The 17126-nt window shown below is 37.3% G+C and carries 16 protein-coding genes; 2 read left to right on the forward strand and 14 right to left on the reverse strand.

Annotated features, from left to right (window positions below; translation table 11 throughout):
• Positions 1–370 precede the first annotated feature (370 nt).
• The 12 genes from KQI87_RS07910 to KQI87_RS07965 form a co-directional block, all read right to left on the reverse strand.
• Complete coding sequence (locus KQI87_RS07910) at positions 371–1858, reverse strand: hypothetical protein (protein ID WP_128865997.1); 1488 nt, start codon at positions 1856–1858, stop codon at positions 371–373.
• Entirely contained in the window at positions 1836–2969 is a 1134-nt protein-coding gene (locus tag KQI87_RS07915; RefSeq protein WP_118331476.1) for an MBL fold metallo-hydrolase, read from the reverse strand. The genes KQI87_RS07910 and KQI87_RS07915 overlap by 23 nt, the downstream gene beginning before the upstream one ends.
• A gap of 134 nt (positions 2970–3103) precedes the next feature.
• Positions 3104–3949 (reverse strand): HNH endonuclease signature motif containing protein, encoded by an 846-nt coding sequence (locus KQI87_RS07920; protein ID WP_216459660.1) that lies wholly within the window; start codon positions 3947–3949, stop codon positions 3104–3106.
• Positions 3950–3966: 17 nt separating this feature from the next.
• Positions 3967–6462: a DEAD/DEAH box helicase family protein gene (locus tag KQI87_RS07925; protein WP_216459661.1), complete on the reverse strand. Its 2496-nt coding sequence runs from the start codon at positions 6460–6462 to the stop codon at positions 3967–3969.
• Positions 6432–7028 (reverse strand): class I SAM-dependent methyltransferase, encoded by a 597-nt coding sequence (locus tag KQI87_RS07930; RefSeq protein WP_216459662.1) that lies wholly within the window; start codon positions 7026–7028, stop codon positions 6432–6434. The genes KQI87_RS07925 and KQI87_RS07930 overlap by 31 nt, the downstream gene beginning before the upstream one ends.
• A gap of 353 nt (positions 7029–7381) precedes the next feature.
• Complete coding sequence (locus tag KQI87_RS07935) at positions 7382–7984, reverse strand: HDIG domain-containing metalloprotein (protein ID WP_216459663.1); 603 nt, start codon at positions 7982–7984, stop codon at positions 7382–7384.
• 88 nt (positions 7985–8072) lie between these two features.
• A complete protein-coding gene (locus tag KQI87_RS07940) occupies positions 8073–8594 on the reverse strand; it encodes a cysteine hydrolase family protein (protein WP_216459664.1) in 522 nt (173 codons plus the stop codon).
• A 163-nt stretch (positions 8595–8757) separates the two neighbouring features.
• Positions 8758–9234, reverse strand: a complete 477-nt coding sequence (locus tag KQI87_RS07945; RefSeq protein WP_216459665.1) for a DUF1653 domain-containing protein — start codon at positions 9232–9234, stop codon at positions 8758–8760.
• Between the two features lie 61 nt (positions 9235–9295).
• Positions 9296–9817: a hypothetical protein gene (locus KQI87_RS07950; protein ID WP_025579522.1), complete on the reverse strand. Its 522-nt coding sequence runs from the start codon at positions 9815–9817 to the stop codon at positions 9296–9298.
• Positions 9814–10836 (reverse strand): AAA family ATPase, encoded by a 1023-nt coding sequence (locus tag KQI87_RS07955; protein WP_173680715.1) that lies wholly within the window; start codon positions 10834–10836, stop codon positions 9814–9816. The genes KQI87_RS07950 and KQI87_RS07955 overlap by 4 nt, the downstream gene beginning before the upstream one ends.
• 167 nt (positions 10837–11003) lie before the next feature.
• Complete coding sequence (locus tag KQI87_RS07960) at positions 11004–11345, reverse strand: arsenate reductase family protein (RefSeq protein WP_025579520.1); 342 nt, start codon at positions 11343–11345, stop codon at positions 11004–11006.
• A 240-nt stretch (positions 11346–11585) separates the two neighbouring features.
• On the reverse strand, positions 11586–12350 hold the full coding sequence (locus KQI87_RS07965; RefSeq protein ID WP_216459666.1) for a PIN domain-containing protein: 765 nt from the start codon (positions 12348–12350) through the stop codon (positions 11586–11588).
• Positions 12351–12773: 423 nt separating this feature from the next.
• Between KQI87_RS07965 and pckA the strand changes: the two genes are divergently transcribed.
• Positions 12774–14378 (forward strand): phosphoenolpyruvate carboxykinase (ATP), encoded by a 1605-nt coding sequence (gene pckA, locus KQI87_RS07970; protein WP_055052467.1) that lies wholly within the window; start codon positions 12774–12776, stop codon positions 14376–14378.
• 137 nt (positions 14379–14515) lie between these two features.
• On the opposite strand, the gene KQI87_RS07975 is transcribed toward pckA, so the two are convergent.
• Positions 14516–15427 (reverse strand): ketopantoate reductase family protein, encoded by a 912-nt coding sequence (locus KQI87_RS07975; RefSeq protein WP_044952194.1) that lies wholly within the window; start codon positions 15425–15427, stop codon positions 14516–14518.
• Positions 15428–15603: 176 nt separating this feature from the next.
• Between KQI87_RS07975 and KQI87_RS07980 the strand changes: the two genes are divergently transcribed.
• A complete protein-coding gene (locus KQI87_RS07980; RefSeq protein WP_216459667.1) occupies positions 15604–16653 on the forward strand; it encodes an RluA family pseudouridine synthase in 1050 nt (349 codons plus the stop codon).
• On the opposite strand, the gene ribH is transcribed toward KQI87_RS07980, so the two are convergent.
• The gene (gene ribH, locus KQI87_RS07985; protein ID WP_020994061.1) at positions 16650–17117 is read right to left on the reverse strand and encodes a 6,7-dimethyl-8-ribityllumazine synthase; all 468 of its coding nucleotides are present in this window, start codon (positions 17115–17117) and stop codon (positions 16650–16652) included. The two genes, KQI87_RS07980 and ribH, sit on opposite strands and share 4 nt — an antisense overlap.
• Positions 17118–17126: the final 9 nt, after the last annotated feature.

A 17126-nucleotide genomic window follows, 5' to 3' on the forward strand; every position in this document is an offset into this window, starting at 1 on the left:
CATCTGATGTAATTATACAGACTGGAAATAACGCCAGTCTTCTTGTTGTACACAAAAATAGATTAAAGAAATAATTTTAAAAACCTGCTTAAAAGTACTTGACTTTTGTTAGCAGGTTTTTCTGAAGTAAACATACAAATGTAAAAATTACTTTTCTCTATAACTGATTCTACTTTAGCTTGATATTTTACTGCCACATAATAATTTATCTCTTTCCAATTTTGATATAAATTTTCCAACTCAGAAAATACACAGATAAATATATGTGAATGATACGGGGTATCAGCATACATTTTACGAGTATAGTAGCTACATTTACATCCCCATTTATCCTCTAGTCTAGTTTGCAACTTCCAATTTATTAAATTAGTCACTCTTTCCATAACTCTCTTAATACCCCTTTCATATTTTCTTGTAACAGGTCTTTATTAATTCGACTTCTATTGATCAAATCCAACATACGATCAACACTTATTGCTGCTAAATTACATTGTGCTGATACACCATCAATAATATCAAAATCACTCGAATCTTTGTTGTTTTCAGATAAAAACTGTCCTAACTTATTCTTTAATACCCTGTTAGAATATTCTGTATCTGCCGTAATATCTCTTACAATTGCACGGCATTCATGTCTTGGGCATAACAAAAAAAGTCTATCTTTACTATTTAAAACAAATATTGTTCCATTTCTTAATTTCCCTTGCTTTGCAAAATATTCAGCTTCTATTAAACGACCTAAAACCGATTCTGTTTCATCTTCGGTACAAATGTATTCCACCTCAACTTGGTCATCTTTGTAAGGATCTGGCATATTTATCACGGGCTTAATTACATTATCGCCAGAAACCAAACTTGAACCACAAAGTATAACCATTAGCTGTAATTTTCCAGTCCAAAAATTATCACACTTTCTTCGATTACTTTTACAAGATAATTCTTCATACCATTTTTCAACACAATTTATCGGTAATAAATTATACTCTTCAATTAATTCTTCTGAAAAATCGCAAAACAATCTTTTTGCTTCCTTTCGATTGTGTGGAAATATAGAAATAGCTAATTTCTTATATTTTTCAAAAGAACAAGGATACTTTAAGTCTAAATTGATAAGTTCCAATAATTCTCTGCACTTTTCAGAAGAAGTAGCTCTTAATAATGTTCCAGAAGAATTGTCACCACATTCTTCTGAAATAACGCATATAAAATTAATACCATTATTCCTAATAGCAAATAGTCCTGTTCCAGAAAAACCCTCCATCACACTACTACGTGAACCAGTTCTCCCTATCGAACCAAAATCATATTCTATGGAATATGTTTGATTTTTAACGATATTATTGATTTTACCTTGCAATTTTCGTTTTCCATCAAGGAAATTTGCACCTACTTTCTCACGCTCTTTATCCATAGACATCGGAAATCCATAACCATATATTTGCTCTTCAAGGCTTCCCTGACTAAATTGTATATATTCCATTGCATCCATCCATTCCTGCCATGGTATAAGAATAATAGCAATATCAGCAATAGAAGATGGTTCTGATTGCTTATAATCCGGATGAATGTACACATTTCCTTCTTCGGGTACAAAATCTGAAATATCTGAAACTAATTTTGCTTCAACATTAATTTCTTGAGCATTTCCCAAACTATCCGTGCACCCTAACAACAAACATATCTGTGATTCAGCTTCTTTGAATATATTAGTCACCACATGTGCAGCTGTAAAAACAACAGCCATTTCTCCAGACTGCCTTAAAAGCAAAATTCCAGATCCTTTTAACTGTTCTGTTCCATTTTTAGCAATTCTTACTGACAGTCGATTAATTATCTCAAAACATTCCGTATTCTCCATATATATAACATCCATCCTTTATCTCTAAAGCTTGGTCATCTAACAGATACAAAGATAACTTTTTTGTATTTAAAAATTCTTTACGGTCCTCAAATGTAAAATATTTTTCATGGTATTCTGTATTATACCAATCATAATTACAATACAGATTAATGCCTTTTTCAGTTGCATTTTTCAGCAGATGAGAAAGTACAACTTTATTGGGTACCTTCTTATGATGACCGTTTGTGCTTAATAAATAATTATTCGTCTTAATTGTCTTTAACAAGGAATCAGAAGTATTACTTCTGCTACCATGATGTGACAATTTTAATAAATCGACTTCTAAATATGCTGAGTCGTTTATTTTTTTAATTCCTTGCAAGCACACTGATGGTTTTGCATCTCCTAAAAAAGCCAATTTTATATTCTGGTATTCAAAAATAAAAGCTATCGAAGATGCATTATTTATAGATGGATCAGTTACTAAATTTTCGTTCATTAAATCAGCCAAATTTTTTTTCACCATATCAAGATTACTTGCATATTGAACATTCTCGTTTTCTTTTTCATACTTTTCCCATTGGTTTGCAAATTTTATTAATTCCTTTTCTCCAGGACTAATAAATCGTATTATTGCGTTATCAGCTAAAACATCTTGCTTGCCATATATAACATAATCTACTAAACGGTCTTTTAAGCCTTTCTCTGATAATAACTCCAAAAATTTGATTCCATCGCCCACCCCATATTCTTTGTAATTCTGATTTACACAAATCTGATCTTCCACACAATCAGAATCTTCTGAAATTTTTTCTGTCTTTTTTATACTTCTTCGAATACCCCGACATGTATTAAAATAAACCTTTTTCACTGTTCTAGTTAATAAATCATTGGAAGTTCTACAAATTCCCTCTAGTGCTCCTTGTATATGATCATAATCTACATGAGTCAACACAAGCGCTTCTATTTTTTCTTTACGCTCATCAATAATATTAATAATTGATGCATATTCTTCTCCACATTCTTTAGTACCTCCATCGATTAAGATATGGCTAAATACTTCATTTTCACCATAGCAAATCCATATAAAATCGCCTTCATTCGCAGGCAATGTAAATATTTTAACCATTTTGTTCGTTTATAATTTTCCTTTCAAATTACTTATTCTTTGATTTTATTCGTTCAACTAAAATACTATTTTTAATCCATTCTTGCTGTATCTTTTACGACATAATATATAGTTACATATTTTTCTCTGATAAACTACACTAAATGTTTATTAAGTCTAATCCTCTCTTCCACCCCATTATCAAACCTATACATCATCATCCTCCGATCAAACACCGGATTCGCATCGTGTATAACGCTATGATGATTCGGGCATACAATCATCTGATTATTCGCATCATTATTCAAACTATTAACAAAATAATCAATATGATGTGCCTCTGCGATATGTGAACCATACTTTTCTCCAATCACCTGTCCGCATATCTGGCATCGGTATTCGTACAACAGCTTCAAATTTTCTCCAATTTTTCTGTTCAGTTTACGAATCTTTACAATCTGTAATCTCTTTTCTATTCCACTGCTTTTATCTTCCATCTCATATTCTATTTCGTTCTCCACAGTCCGCTCTCGCATTCCTTGAATTGCCTTTTTCATAACCTGAAAATCATCCTGTGCTATTGGCTCCAGAAGAAAAGTATCTTCATATTCTGTGGTATAAATAGCAAGATATTCTTTTAGTCCATCCGGCAGTTTTATATAACTTCTGTCTTTAGGATCTCTACTTTCACGAACCATCTTTATGTAACTCATGCTTTTGAAAAAGTATTGCTGGAGTGCCTGTGACAGTTCACCATTTTTCGGATATCTGATCTGATAGGCATCTTTCTTTCTCTTTTCAACTGAGTTATTCATATTAACGATTTTGGCATCATACGTTTTTCCATTCATGAAAAAATGAATGATTTTAGATTGTCCACGTTGTAAAAAATTCTCCATATTTCGAAGAAAAATCACCTGATTATCTAACGGCAAGGTAAAGCCTTCCATCAACGTAGACCAATCTATTTCTTTTTTATACACATAATTTTCTGATTCCATACGCATCTTCTCCATCACTATAAAAGTGCTTTTATCTGCTCTTTATACCGTCTCCGATAATAATCCATCGCCCTATACTCAATAACATCCTTCATTTGTTCCGCCAGCACTGGCTCCTTCACAATTTCTTCCATTTCATCCCTCAATGCCAACGCCGCTCCATCCTTTTTCACAAAGAATTCTTCCCCAGATTTTAACAGAAAGTGTACCGGCATTTTCATTATCTTTTGGATATGGTTCTTATCCGAAATCTTGCGATATTCCTCATATGTAATCTCTTTCTCCAAATCCTTCCAGTTTATTCCTGTAGAGAAGAATTCTTTCCAGCTTGCCAGAAGTTCTGCCTCTGACACTTCCATTCTCACATTCCCATGGTTATAAAAAGCCATCAGTACCGGCATTTTATACACCTTGCTCATGTTGGTGTTTTCCAGCAGATTTATAAAGTCTTTTCCCATTCCCTGGCTGAATCTTTTCTGCTCATCTGTGAGTTCATCCAATTCTTCCAGGTAATTCAGATATTTTTTAAACGGATTTTCATTCGAATGTGTAACTGCCATCTGATAAACATCATCATCCATATAAGTAAACAGATCCATTCTGGTTGGTTGTTTACCAAGCAATTCTTTGATCCGGAAATACTCATTTCTGATCTGTTCTTTGATCGTCAGCTGTTTCTTATCTATTTCCGCAAACAGATCAATTAATCTCATATCAAAATCAACAAAACAGTCATCTGGGTAGTTCGTTTTGTCTGCCGGACAATAGATTTCTTTCCCTGTTTTGTTTCTCCCTGTCAGCAAATATCTGACTCTTCCCGCTTTTTCATAATTGCCGATAAAGTCCAGAACATTGAGATATTCTTTTCCCTTATTTCTGCGCAATCCTCTTCCAAGCTGCTGTAGAAATACAACCGGGGATTCTGTCGGACGCAGGAACATTACCATATCGACTGACGGAATATCTACGCCTTCATTGAACATATCCACTGAAAAGATAACTTTGATTTCCCCACTTTTCAGTTTCTCAATCGCTTCTGCTCTGTCCATGGAAAACTCTCCATCTGCATTACTATAAACTGCTGCCGACGGAATTCCCCTTTTACCGAATTCTTTTGCCATTTCTTCTGCATGTTTTCTGGAACAGCAGAATCCTAATGCCTGACTGGAGCCATATTTGCAGTAATATTTGTAAATCAACTCATGCCTGTAAGCATTCCCGATATAAGTTCTATTCAGTTCTTCTTCTACATATTTTCCCTTAACTATATGTAGCTTTGTGTAGTCAGTCTCATCATAAATTCCATAGTAATGAAACGGAACCAGCATTCCCTTATTGATTCCATCTTTCAGTGAAATCTCATACGGCACATTATAATCGCAGATTTCATATATATTTTTGCCGTCCATTCTCTCAGGCGTTGCCGTCAGTCCAAGGAGAAACTGCGGTCTGAAATATTCTACAATTCTTCGATATTGGTCATTGACTGCATGATGAAATTCATCAATCACCACGTAATCGAAGTAATCCGGAACGAAATATTTTTCATTTAAATATTCCGGTTTCCCAAGGCTTGCTACCGAGGCAAATATAAGCGGTTTATCTGTACATTTCTCAGCTCCCATAAAAAATCCATAGTCTTTGGAATTTCTTACGTTCTGAAAAGAAACTGCTGCTTGTTTCAGAATCTCTTCCCTATGCGCAACAAACAACACTTTCTCATATTTTTTTGAATCAAAAGCAGCTAAAAATGTTTTCCCGATGCCCGTTGCAGCCTGAATGAGTGCTTTCCGTGCTCCTTCTGCTCTTGTATCTTCCAATGCGCACAATGCCTCGATCTGTGCTCCTCTTGGTTCATATAAAGGTTTTATTTTCGTATCATTTGTTTCCGGCTCTGCAAAATCATATCTGTCAAGGTCTTTTGCCACCGCCGGACGATGCCAGTTCTGGGAGTAACGTTTTAATTCTTTGTCATCAATGATAATGGAATGATTCACAAATAAATCTTCAAATGTACAAAAGAACTCTTTGTAGTTTTCCGGATCTTTCTGACTGCTGAACCGATAATTCCATTCTATTCCTGAGGTCAGCGCACTTCTGGAAATATTGGAAGAACCGATGTAAAGTTCACTGTAATCTGTATAATGGAAAATGTAAGACTTTGGATGAAAGGAACGTCCTTTTTCACAATAAAATCTGAGATCAACTCTGTCACCAAGTTTTCTTTTGATCAGATATAGTGCTGATGGCTGTGTAATTCCAAGATAGTTTCCTGTCAGGATTCGGATTTTGGCTCCACGTTTCAAGGTATGTTCCAGTTCTTTCAGCAACATTCTCACTCCGGATTCCATAAGAAAAGAGACAATGATATCAACGCTTTCTGCTTTTTTCATGCTCTGTATCAGCTGATAATATAACTGTCTTCTTTTATCCGGTCCGCCGGTCATTACATCTGTGGAATATTCGTTTTCATACCCGATGTTTACTTTTTCTGTAGAAGTAAATTCAGCCATTTTTCCTCACCTCTTCCCGGTCGGACATCTCCTGTAATCCAATGTTCTTCTTTTTTAAGGCCATGCATGTCATGTATGAACTCTTTAAATGTATCTGTTGTAAAATCGGTAAAATATCTTCCATTTCGTTCACCTTCAAATTCTCCGTATTTGAAAGAGGTATAAATCCAACCTTCCGATTTCAATGCTGCATACATATTTTCCAAAACTTCACGCAGTTGTTTTTTCGGCAAATGGAGAATAGATGCACAAGCCCATATGCCATCATATTTTTCTTTTTCATCCAATTCCTGAAACAGCATCTGCCTGACTTTGATTCCCGTATATTCACTTGCAATCCGGCATAATTGTTCTGAACCATCAACTGCATCCACCTGATATCCACGACTCAGAAAGTACTTTGTATCTCTACCTGCACCGCAGCCAAAGTCGAGAATATACGCATCTGGGTTAAGTTTCTCCAGAAATTTGTCTTGTACTTCTGTAAACTTTACTGAAACAGTCCCAGATGCAAAAGACTGCGCATTTTCGTTGTAATATTTTAATGTTTTATCTATATCTGCCATATATTCACTCACCAAATGCCATCCAGCACTGATTTCACTCCTGTTTTATCTGCAAAATACCTGTTTTGTTTCTTATGCCTTAATTTTTCTGATAAATCTAACTTCTTTGTGACATATTATACAGTTTTTTGACATAAACAGCAACAATTTTCGTCAGACATTTTTTATTATATTCACTTATCTATAATACGCAAAAACTGTTGCATATTTCTTTTTTGATATCTTTTCTCTTTCATCAACTTCCATATAAAAAAGAAAGCCAGACTGCACATAGGTTTCTTCCCCTACATACAGTCTGGTTCTCTGATTCCATCATTCATTTCTGGTAATAAGTCAATAAAGCAGACATTCAATTACGCTTCCGCATCCATCTCCGCCTTAATCTCATCCTCGCAGTCTGACATTGCCTGCAGTGTCATAGTGAGCAGCTTCTGCAGTTCCCAGCCGAGCTGGTCAGCGCCGCGTTCAATGACTTCTCTGGAGCATCCTGCTGCGAAGCCTTTGCTTTTGTATTTCTTCTTGAGAGATTTGAGTTCCATGTCTTTTGTGCTTTTGGATGGTCTCATAAGTGCTGCTGCCCAGATAAGTCCTGTAAGTTCGTCCGCTGCAAAGAGTACTTTTTCCATTTCGTGTTCCGGTGCTACATCAATGGTTGTACCGCATCCTACTGTGATGCCGTAACCGTGGGATACAACTGAATGGATTACGTCTTCGCCTACGCCTGCTTCGCGGAGCATTTCCGGAGCTTTCAGACAGTGTTCTTCCGGATATAGTTCAAAGTCGATGTCGTGAAGGAGTCCTACAATTCCCCAATATTCTGCATCTTCGTCATAGCCAAGTTCATTGGCATACCATTTCATTACTGCTTCCACAGTCAGGGCATGCTGAATGTGGAATGGATCCTTGTTGTATTTTTTTAATAATGTAAATGCCTCGTCTCGTGTAATTGTCTTCATTATTTTGTCACTCCTCATATCTGAATTGTCAGGCGGATAAAATCATCTGCTTTACTGCTTGTTTATAACTGAATAACTGCTCTGCAGTTTATCTGTCAATCTGAATCTGGCATACTTCCATTGCTTTCAATGCATTCTCATGACTTTCCGGTGTTACACCTGCACAGCATTTAGCGTCTACGATGATCGGAACTTCCGGGAGTGATGCTTTAACCAGAAGTGCATTGGAAATAACACAGATGTCTGTGCATAAACCTACGAATGTGATACTTTCGATTTCATTATCCTCATTCATTGCCACCAGTTCTCCTGCAAGATCTGTGGAACCAAAGGTTTCTTTGTCAATGGGTTCTGTTTTTCTGAGTGCATCTAATTCGCTTCTGATCTGCCATCCTTCGGTGTCACGGATACAGTGCGGTACAGGAAGCTTCTTTCCTTCCTGGGTGTCGAGATAGTAAGTTTCATGGGTATCTCTGGTAAAAAGAACAACTCCATCAAAGTTTTTGATTTTCTCTTTTACACCAGGTACAATGGCAACTGCCTCTTTTGTTCCAAGAGCTCCGTCGATGAAATCATTCTGCATGTCTACGACTACTAATACTTTCTGCATATTTCCTTCCCTTTCGTTCTTTCTGCACATTTTTTCAGATAATCCCATAAAATCTCTGGAAACGTGTGCTGCTATTATTTGTTATTACTATACAACAACAAAATATTTTTGTACAGGCAAAAGTGCCTGTTTTACTATAGCAATTCCATAAAATATCAATCATCTATTTTTCAGTATATTTTTCAAATCTGTACTTCTGTTTAATATCCGGATATTTGTCTCTGTCTACTTCACTCATAAACATATCATAGGGTCTGGCGCAGATCTTGAAAGGTGCATAGAGTGCCTGGTAGATCATCAGTTTCTCACCATTTTCTGTGTGATGGGCTACTGCAAGGACTTTATAAAGATATTCGGAAGTATCCGGGGATACCCATTCTCTTTTGAAATGCTGTACAATGTCGCCTGCATGGATATTGTGTTCCGGTGGTTCCGATGTATTTCCATTTTCCGCACTGTCAGGTTCTTCCGGTTCTGTATTGAGTTCCATATATTCTTCTTTATCAAGGGAAACCGGAATTCCGGAACGGCCGTTGATGTGGACACCGCCATACCAGGTACCTGTGACCTCGCAAATATCACCTACTTCATACTCCATGCTACAGTCATTATTTTTCTTTATGATTCTGATCTTTGCCATTTTATCATCTCCTGTATATAGTTCTTACTTCATGTAATCAGAAAAGTACTGATTTCACGCTCTAACACGTTAGATTATATTCTCCAGCAAGTTCTTCATTTAAAACAACCACCTCAACACCCCATATTTTTCTGACCTTAAGCAATCTGGCTCTTAATTCTGCCAATGGCCCAGCTAGCCACGTAATATCTTCTGCGTTTTTTACAACCAGAATAAATTTTAATTTTACATCTTTCATATTGCTTACTGATCGAAGATTGTCTCCTATCTCTGACGTATCCTGATATCTGTTCATAATTGCCGCCAGATATATCTGCAAAGATGATATAAACTTCTCAGTTATTGAACCATAATATTCTTCGAATTTCTGTTCTTTTTCTTTCGATTCATATCGATTCGCCACATTTGGACAACTTTTCTTTGCTTCCAGAAACACTATATTATTTTCATTATATTTCAGGATAAACTCAACCGTTGGGATTCCATCTCCAAGTTTTTTATAAATTTCAGATGTTTCAATATGAAATAAATCTTTTTCATCATATTTTCCAAAATTCATTCCTGATTCTGGTATAACGCTCACTTTAATGCCACCCCGATTTCTTCTCGATACAACTGACGGAATGTATCCATAATTGTATTATGTTCCAACAATTCAAATTCCGGAGCTATCTCACATAATACTTTGCTGTTTTCATTTTTATATAAGGAAATGTACTGCACTTTGCTGTCCTGTCTCCGCTTTACTTCAATATATTTGGACAAAAAATAGTCATGTGTAGAAACAAAAATCTGTACACCTTCTGTCTCCAGCATGATCAACAATTCTGCCAACACCGGAATATATTTCGGATTGATATTTGCTTCTGGCTCGTCCCAAAACAAAACGGATCCCTTCTCCAGTGTCCCGTTTTTTATCAACTGCCATAAAAGAGCAATTTTACGTAATCCTTCTGCTACCAAATTAAATTCTAACTTTGCCTGTGTACCAGGTTTTAAATAAAAACGATCCTCATTCAATGTTACTTTCCCATTACTGATTTTCTGTAAAATATCCAGATATTTTTTCCTTACAGTTGAATTCACTCCTCTGGAAATGTCAATTTTGGCAGCCGCAATAATATCCAGATACGTATCATCAAATTCCACATTTCCCATTTTTACTGCAGCATCCAGATTCCAGGCATTTGACAAAATCTCTTTTGCCGGAATAAATACGCTTGTGAGATCAGACATCTGCTTTTCCCATTTCTCTTCTGAATTAATCTCTGCATCCCATTTTCGTGTTTTGGTTGAAAATGTCATTCCTATTTTGGCAGTATCAGATTCCACAGAAACCATGGCTTTATTGCTTCCACTCTTTCCTCTGTTTACCAGACGTCCAATTCCAGACTGATCAGGACGAAATAACATAGTTGTTTTCTGTGAAAAAGACACATCATGTTTGGAAGCCTGACATGCTGCATAGGCTAATTTCATAATATGAGTCTTTCCCACACCATTTTCACCAACTAATACATTTAATCCTTCACAAAAAGGAATCTTTATATCTTCAAATACCGTAAAATTCTCTGCTGCAATCTTTGTTAATGGCATTTCCATCACCTCAATATTTCCATTTTTATAAATCAGTTCATTATATCTGTCGCACGACAATATAAAGTAACTTCTATAATAATTTTATATTATAACACATATAAATATGTCAAACAGCTATTTTATTCAATATAATATTGTAAAATCTGAAAGCTTGTAAAAGGCTATAATTATCACTTCCAGTTCTTCCATATCTCCGGCTGATATCCTACTGTCGCCTGTTTTCCGTTTCTTACCACAGGGACTTTGATGATACTCTGGTTTTCGAGGATTTTCTCTGCTTTGTCTTCCTCTGCGATATAAGTGATCAATGCCAGCAGGTCTTTATCCTTGCAGTCAGTATCTATCAGCTTGTTATAACCACCAACTGCCTGGCAGACAGACTGGAATTCACCTTTACTTAAGCCTTTTTCTTTCATATCTATAAACTGATATTTAATTCCCCGTTCTTTGAAGTAGCGTTCTGCTTTTTTGCTGTCGAAGTTTTTCTTTGTACCAAAAATCTGTATATTCATAATCTAATACTTTCTCCCATTTTCCAGAGGATTGTTGTTCCTGTTCACTTTAAATTTCCATCTATTTCACATTTTTTTCAAATTCTCACCACATATTTCTCACATTTTCCGGTTATATTAATACCTGTACAGAGCAAAGAGTAATTGCAAATAAAACTTTTTCTTTTTCATACTTTTGCCGGGAATCCATAAGGTTCCCGGCCTCCTTCTTTTATTCCGATATTTTTCAGTACTATTCCATTAAATTTTCTTTTTAATATGGTTATAGATATTCAGTCCTTTTGTCTGTCCGTATTTGGAAATGATAGATCTGTAAATCTGCTGCTTTCTGTTTTTGTCTTCTGCATTTTTCTCCACAGTTGTGGAAACATAGTTTACCACTTCCTTTGGCATACCTGCCTTGTCAAGAACCAATACTAATTCCTGCTGTAATCTCTTTGTTCCGGCTTTCATGTCAATTATCTTTTGTTTTGGCTTTTTTGTATTCTGATTCTCTGATTGTTTGGCAGACTGCTTTTCAGATTGTTCATTCAACTGTTTTTCTGTTTTCTGATCAGTTTGTTCTGCCACCTGTTTGTCTTTTTCTTTACTGGTCTGTTTTTTTACCTGTTTCTTTGTCTGTATCTGTTTTCCGGAAATCTTCTCGTTTCTGGAAATTTTCACATTTTTTTCTGTTTTCCAGAACTCTATAATATGGTCAAATCCTGTATCCTTACTGATTACAACAATTTTATATTCTTCATCCTGACCTGTGCACTCTTTTCCTATCAGATATCCCAGATAAGATCCCAGATGCATATCTGCAGACTGATTTCCGGTCGGTACTTTATGTGTGACCAGTTTTGACTCTCCATGATCATTGATAATATCAAGGTCTATTTTTCTGCTGTTATCTGTATAAAAAAGATGGATAATATCTGTTTCCCGTAATTTACCACATCCTTTGAAGCCTTCACTTCCTACATTTTCATAATCAATCAAATAATAAGTTTTAATAATCTTCATCCTCTCTTTTTTTCTCTGCTGTATAATATTCTGTCATTTTTCAGACAGATAATTCTTTCCTATTTTAACATGCATCTTTTATCAGCACAACCACATAGTGGCAGCTCTCCTGATTAGTATTTCCTGGTTGTCTTTCCTGCCTGTTCCAGTCAGACAGAATATTATCATATCTACGAATAGTATTCCCATATTGCCACTATAATAAATTTACATACCTTTTGTGAAAAATGACGGTTTTTTCATCAAATTTAAGTTGATAAATCTTTAACAAATTTCAAAAAAACGCAAAAATCCTGTTGATTTTAAGCGTTAAATATGTATAATAGTAAAAGAGAAGCGATACCCATTCGCTTTTATGGTAAGGTATCTTAAGCCTGTTTAAACAGGCGCTTTCATTAACGAAGAAAAGAGGTTAAACGTAAGATGGCAAAAATCGATTTAAGCAAGTATGGCATTACCGGAACTACAGAAATTGTCTACAACCCTTCTTATGAAGTATTATTTGAAGAAGAAACCAAACCGGAACTGGAAGGCTTTGAAAAAGGTCAGGTCAGCGAACTTGGTGCAGTTAACGTTATGACAGGTATCTACACAGGACGTTCTCCTAAAGATAAATACATCGTTATGGATGAGAACTCCAAAGATACAGTATGGTGGACAACAGACGAATACAAAAACGATAACCATCCTGCAACTCAGGAAGCATGGAATGCAGTAAAAGAAATCGCTAAAAAAGAGCTCTCCAACAAGAGACTTTTCGTAGTAGATGCATTCTGCGGTGCTAACAAAGATACTCGTATGGCTATCCGTTTCATCGTTGAAGTTGCTTGGCAGGCACATTTCGTAACAAATATGTTCATCCAGCCAACAGCTGAAGAACTTGAAAACTTCGAGCCAGATTTCGTTGTATACAACGCTTCCAAAGCTAAAGTTGAAAACTATAAAGAATTAGGCCTGAACTCTGAAACAGCTGTAATGTTCAACATCACAACTAAAGAGCAGGTTATCGTAAACACATGGTACGGCGGAGAAATGAAGAAAGGTATGTTCTCTATGATGAACTACTTCCTTCCACTGAAAGGCATGGCTTCCATGCACTGCTCTGCAAACACAGATATGAACGGCGAAAACACAGCTATCTTCTTCGGTCTTTCCGGAACAGGTAAAACTACTCTTTCCACAGACCCGAAACGTCTCCTGATCGGTGATGACGAGCATGGCTGGGATGACAACGGCGTATTCAACTTCGAAGGCGGATGCTACGCTAAAGTTATCAACCTTGACAAAGAATCTGAGCCAGACATCTACAATGCGATCAAACGTAACGCTCTTCTTGAGAACGTAACACTTGATGCTGAAGGCAAGATTGATTTCGCAGATAAGAGTGTAACAGAGAATACTCGTGTATCTTATCCGATCAACCACATTGAAAACATCGTTCGCCCGATTTCTTCTGCACCGGCAGCTAAGAACGTAATCTTCCTGTCCGCAGATGCTTTCGGAGTACTTCCTCCAGTATCTATCTTGACAGAAGCTCAGACTCAGTACTATTTCCTGTCTGGATTCACAGCTAAACTTGCTGGTACAGAGCGTGGAATCACAGAGCCTACACCTACATTCTCTGCTTGCTTCGGACAGGCATTCCTTGAACTGCATCCGACAAAATACGCAGCAGAACTTGTTAAGAAAATGGAAAAGAGCGGAGCAAAAGCTTACCTGGTTAACACAGGATGGAACGGAACAGGAAAACGTATCTCCATCAAAGATACTCGTGGTATCATCGATGCAATCCTTAACGGAGATATCCTTAACGCTCCTACTAAGAAGATCCCATTCTTCGATTTCGAAGTTCCAACAGAGCTTAACGGCGTAGACACAGGTATCCTTGATCCTCGTGACACATATGCTGACGCTTCTGAATGGGAAGTAAAAGCTAAAGATCTTGCTGGAAGATTCATCAAGAACTTTGCTAAATACGAAGGAAACGCTGCTGGTAAAGCACTTGTTGCAGCTGGTCCTCAGTTATAATTATAATTGCTGAATTAAAGTTAATTATAATTAAATTATAATTTTATTGTCCAAATGAGTACGAAAGGGATGCGAGTAATTCGCATCCCTTTTTCATGTTGTTTCGGTGGTCAAGCGGATATTCGCAATCCGCTTCGCTACAGGGCTCTGAGTTTTTCTGCCACTTTCTCATATGCGGGTACCGGAACGTGATATTCTTCTCCCATTCTTACTACTTCGTAAACTAATCCGTCAATTTCGGACTGTTTTCCTGCCATGATATCCCGCTGCATGGAAGTGGTTGCTTCCGGTGCGAGGTTGGAAAGGATTTTTAAATTTACTTCTGCCATATCTTTCTGGAAAGGAACTCCCATGGCTTCTGCAAGTGCTGCGATTTCTTTTATCATGGTCTTAAAAAGTTCTCTGGCTTCGCCTTCTTTCTGGAAATCTGCGGCAGTTGCGTGGTAATAGAGTCCTGCTGCCCCGATCGGGGATACATAGGAAAATTTCTCCAGTGCTTCACGGCGGATGTTTTCCGAAAGAGTCCCGTCGATATGACTGTCACAGAGGTCTTTCTGAATCTCTTTCAGTTCCGGTCGGAATTCTGCTTTGTCTCTTACGCCGAATACAATGTGCAGGATCTGTCCATGCTGGAGAAGTTTTCCCGGTTCTTTAATGTTGGCAGAAACATAGATGCAGCCGTCCGTTACCAGAAGATCCGGCAGTTCTTTCTGCATTTTTCCACCTGTTCCATATATATTCAACACTGGAATTACGATAGTATTTTTCCTGGCAATGCGTTTGATAAACGGAATCGTTTCCTGTAAGGAATAGCCTTTTACGCAGACAAAAATTACGTCCGGATGCTCTGCATAATGCTCCATATCTGTAGCAGGAATGCTTATGTTTTCCTCTGTTTTATCCCACATTTTCTCCAATGTAAGACCCTGTTTCTGGATCTTTTTCAGGTGTTCGCCTCTCGCGATCAGGGTTACGTCCTTGCCTGCTTTTTTCATATAATATCCGGTAACACCACCGGTTCCTCCGGCTCCAATGATTAAGTATTTCATATTTATTTTCTGCCCCGCTTTCATTGTTTTGATTCTTATATCATAGCACAATTGCAATTTTTCTTCAGTATATTTTATGCATTACGCTGACATAATTTTGCATTGACAGTTTATTTTTTGCCCTGTAATATCAATGGTATCAATATCAGAATATATTACACAGGAAAAGTATTAAGATGGAACGATATCTGGAATTTAGAATAGATGAACAAACTACAGAACTTAAAATGGAAGCATTTCTGAAAAAGAATGCAGGACTTACAAAACGGCAGATCAGCCAGGCGAAGTTTCGACCGGACGGGATTACCAGAAACGGAGTTCGCTGTCGTGTAACTGAGACAATATATCCAGGCGATGTGATCCGCGTTTGTCTGGAGGAAGCCGGGACTGCTTCTGCGCATCTTGAAAATTATAATGACGGAATCAAAAGTAAAGATTTGTCGGATTTCCATTCCAACAAAGCTTCAGCTCCAGTTTCCGAAACTTCTTTCTCTCTGAATATTTTATATGAAGATACGGATATTCTGGCAGTTGATAAACCGGCAGGAATGGTTACGCATCCGACGGGAATGCATTATACAGACAGCCTCTCCAATCTTGTTGCCGGTTACTTTCGAGAGAAAAATGAACAGGTCTGTGTCCGCCCGGTGGGGCGGCTGGATCAGGAGACTTCCGGGATTGTGGTTTTTGCCCAAAATCAGGTAGCAGCTTCAAGGCTTCAATCTGTAAAATCTCCATGCAAAATTCACAAGCAATATCTTGCCGCTGTATCCGGTACTTTGCCTGTAGATATGCCTGGTGTCTGGCATACCTTAGATTTACCGCTGATGCAGGACCCGGAGAATCATCTGAAAATGAAAACTGCTGCTGATCTTTCCTTACATTCATCTGCATTATCGGGAAAAATCAAAACAGCAGTTACTCATTATCATACTCTTTTTTCCAGTCAGGACTGGTCGCTTATCACACTTAAGCTGGATACCGGACGTACCCACCAGATCCGTGTCCATATGGCATCCACAGGACATCCTTTGCTTGGAGATACTCTTTATCATTCAAACGATAAAATATCTTCCTGTGCTTCCTTTTCCAGGGCAGCCCTTCATGCATGGAAAGTTTCTTTTCAGCATCCTTTCAGAGATGAAATGCTCCTTCTGGAAGCACCATTACCTTTCGATTTTCGTGAACTGGTTTCACTTTCAGGGTCTGATCTGTTGTCTATTTAAGCTTCAAATTCTTTGATCAGATTTACCATTTCAATGGCACTGAGTGCACAGTCATAGCCTTTATTTCCTGCTTTTGTACCTGCGCGTTCAATTGCCTGCTCGATGTTTTCTGTGGTAAGTACTCCGAATAATACCGGAACTCCTGTTTCCAGTGATACTGATGCAATCCCTTTGGAAACCTCATTGCATACATAATCATAATGACTGGTATTTCCACGAATCACAGCACCTACGCAGATAACCGCATCATACTTTCCACTTTTTGCCATTTTAGACGCGATCAGTGGGATTTCAAAAGCACCTGGTACCCACGCTACCTGGATGTCCTCTTCTTTTACATTGTGACGTGTCAGCCCATCCATGGCACCACTTACCAGCTTGGAAGTTATAAATTCATTGAAGCGGGCTGCTACAATTCCTACTTTCATTCCATCTGATACTAATTTTCCTTCTAATGTTTTCATTTTTTCTGG

Origin of the sequence: Blautia sp. MSJ-9 (genome assembly GCF_018919065.1) — a bacterium.
Taxonomy (GTDB): Bacteria; Bacillota; Clostridia; order Lachnospirales; family Lachnospiraceae; genus Blautia_A.

What these genes read in the sequence shown, in the direction of transcription:
- KQI87_RS07965 (WP_216459666.1), bottom strand. Translation starts at nt 12,350, where the DNA reads ATGAAGATTATTAAAACTTATTATTTGATTGATTATGAAAATGTAGGA.
- KQI87_RS07955 (WP_173680715.1), bottom strand. Translation starts at nt 10,836, where the DNA reads ATGGAAATGCCATTAACAAAGATTGCAGCAGAGAATTTTACGGTATTT.
- pckA (WP_055052467.1), top strand. Translation starts at nt 12,774, where the DNA reads ATGGCAAAAATCGATTTAAGCAAGTATGGCATTACCGGAACTACAGAA.
- KQI87_RS07915 (WP_118331476.1), bottom strand. Translation starts at nt 2,969, where the DNA reads ATGGTTAAAATATTTACATTGCCTGCGAATGAAGGCGATTTTATATGG.
- KQI87_RS07975 (WP_044952194.1), bottom strand. Translation starts at nt 15,427, where the DNA reads ATGAAATACTTAATCATTGGAGCCGGAGGAACCGGTGGTGTTACCGGA.
- KQI87_RS07940 (WP_216459664.1), bottom strand. Translation starts at nt 8,594, where the DNA reads ATGCAGAAAGTATTAGTAGTCGTAGACATGCAGAATGATTTCATCGAC.
- KQI87_RS07980 (WP_216459667.1), top strand. Translation starts at nt 15,604, where the DNA reads ATGGAACGATATCTGGAATTTAGAATAGATGAACAAACTACAGAACTT.
- KQI87_RS07945 (WP_216459665.1), bottom strand. Translation starts at nt 9,234, where the DNA reads ATGGCAAAGATCAGAATCATAAAGAAAAATAATGACTGTAGCATGGAG.
- KQI87_RS07925 (WP_216459661.1), bottom strand. Translation starts at nt 6,462, where the DNA reads ATGGCTGAATTTACTTCTACAGAAAAAGTAAACATCGGGTATGAAAAC.
- ribH (WP_020994061.1), bottom strand. Translation starts at nt 17,117, where the DNA reads ATGAAAACATTAGAAGGAAAATTAGTATCAGATGGAATGAAAGTAGGA.
- KQI87_RS07935 (WP_216459663.1), bottom strand. Translation starts at nt 7,984, where the DNA reads ATGAAGACAATTACACGAGACGAGGCATTTACATTATTAAAAAAATAC.
- KQI87_RS07930 (WP_216459662.1), bottom strand. Translation starts at nt 7,028, where the DNA reads ATGGCAGATATAGATAAAACATTAAAATATTACAACGAAAATGCGCAG.
- KQI87_RS07910 (WP_128865997.1), bottom strand. Translation starts at nt 1,858, where the DNA reads ATGGAGAATACGGAATGTTTTGAGATAATTAATCGACTGTCAGTAAGA.
- KQI87_RS07960 (WP_025579520.1), bottom strand. Translation starts at nt 11,345, where the DNA reads ATGAATATACAGATTTTTGGTACAAAGAAAAACTTCGACAGCAAAAAA.
- KQI87_RS07920 (WP_216459660.1), bottom strand. Translation starts at nt 3,949, where the DNA reads ATGGAATCAGAAAATTATGTGTATAAAAAAGAAATAGATTGGTCTACG.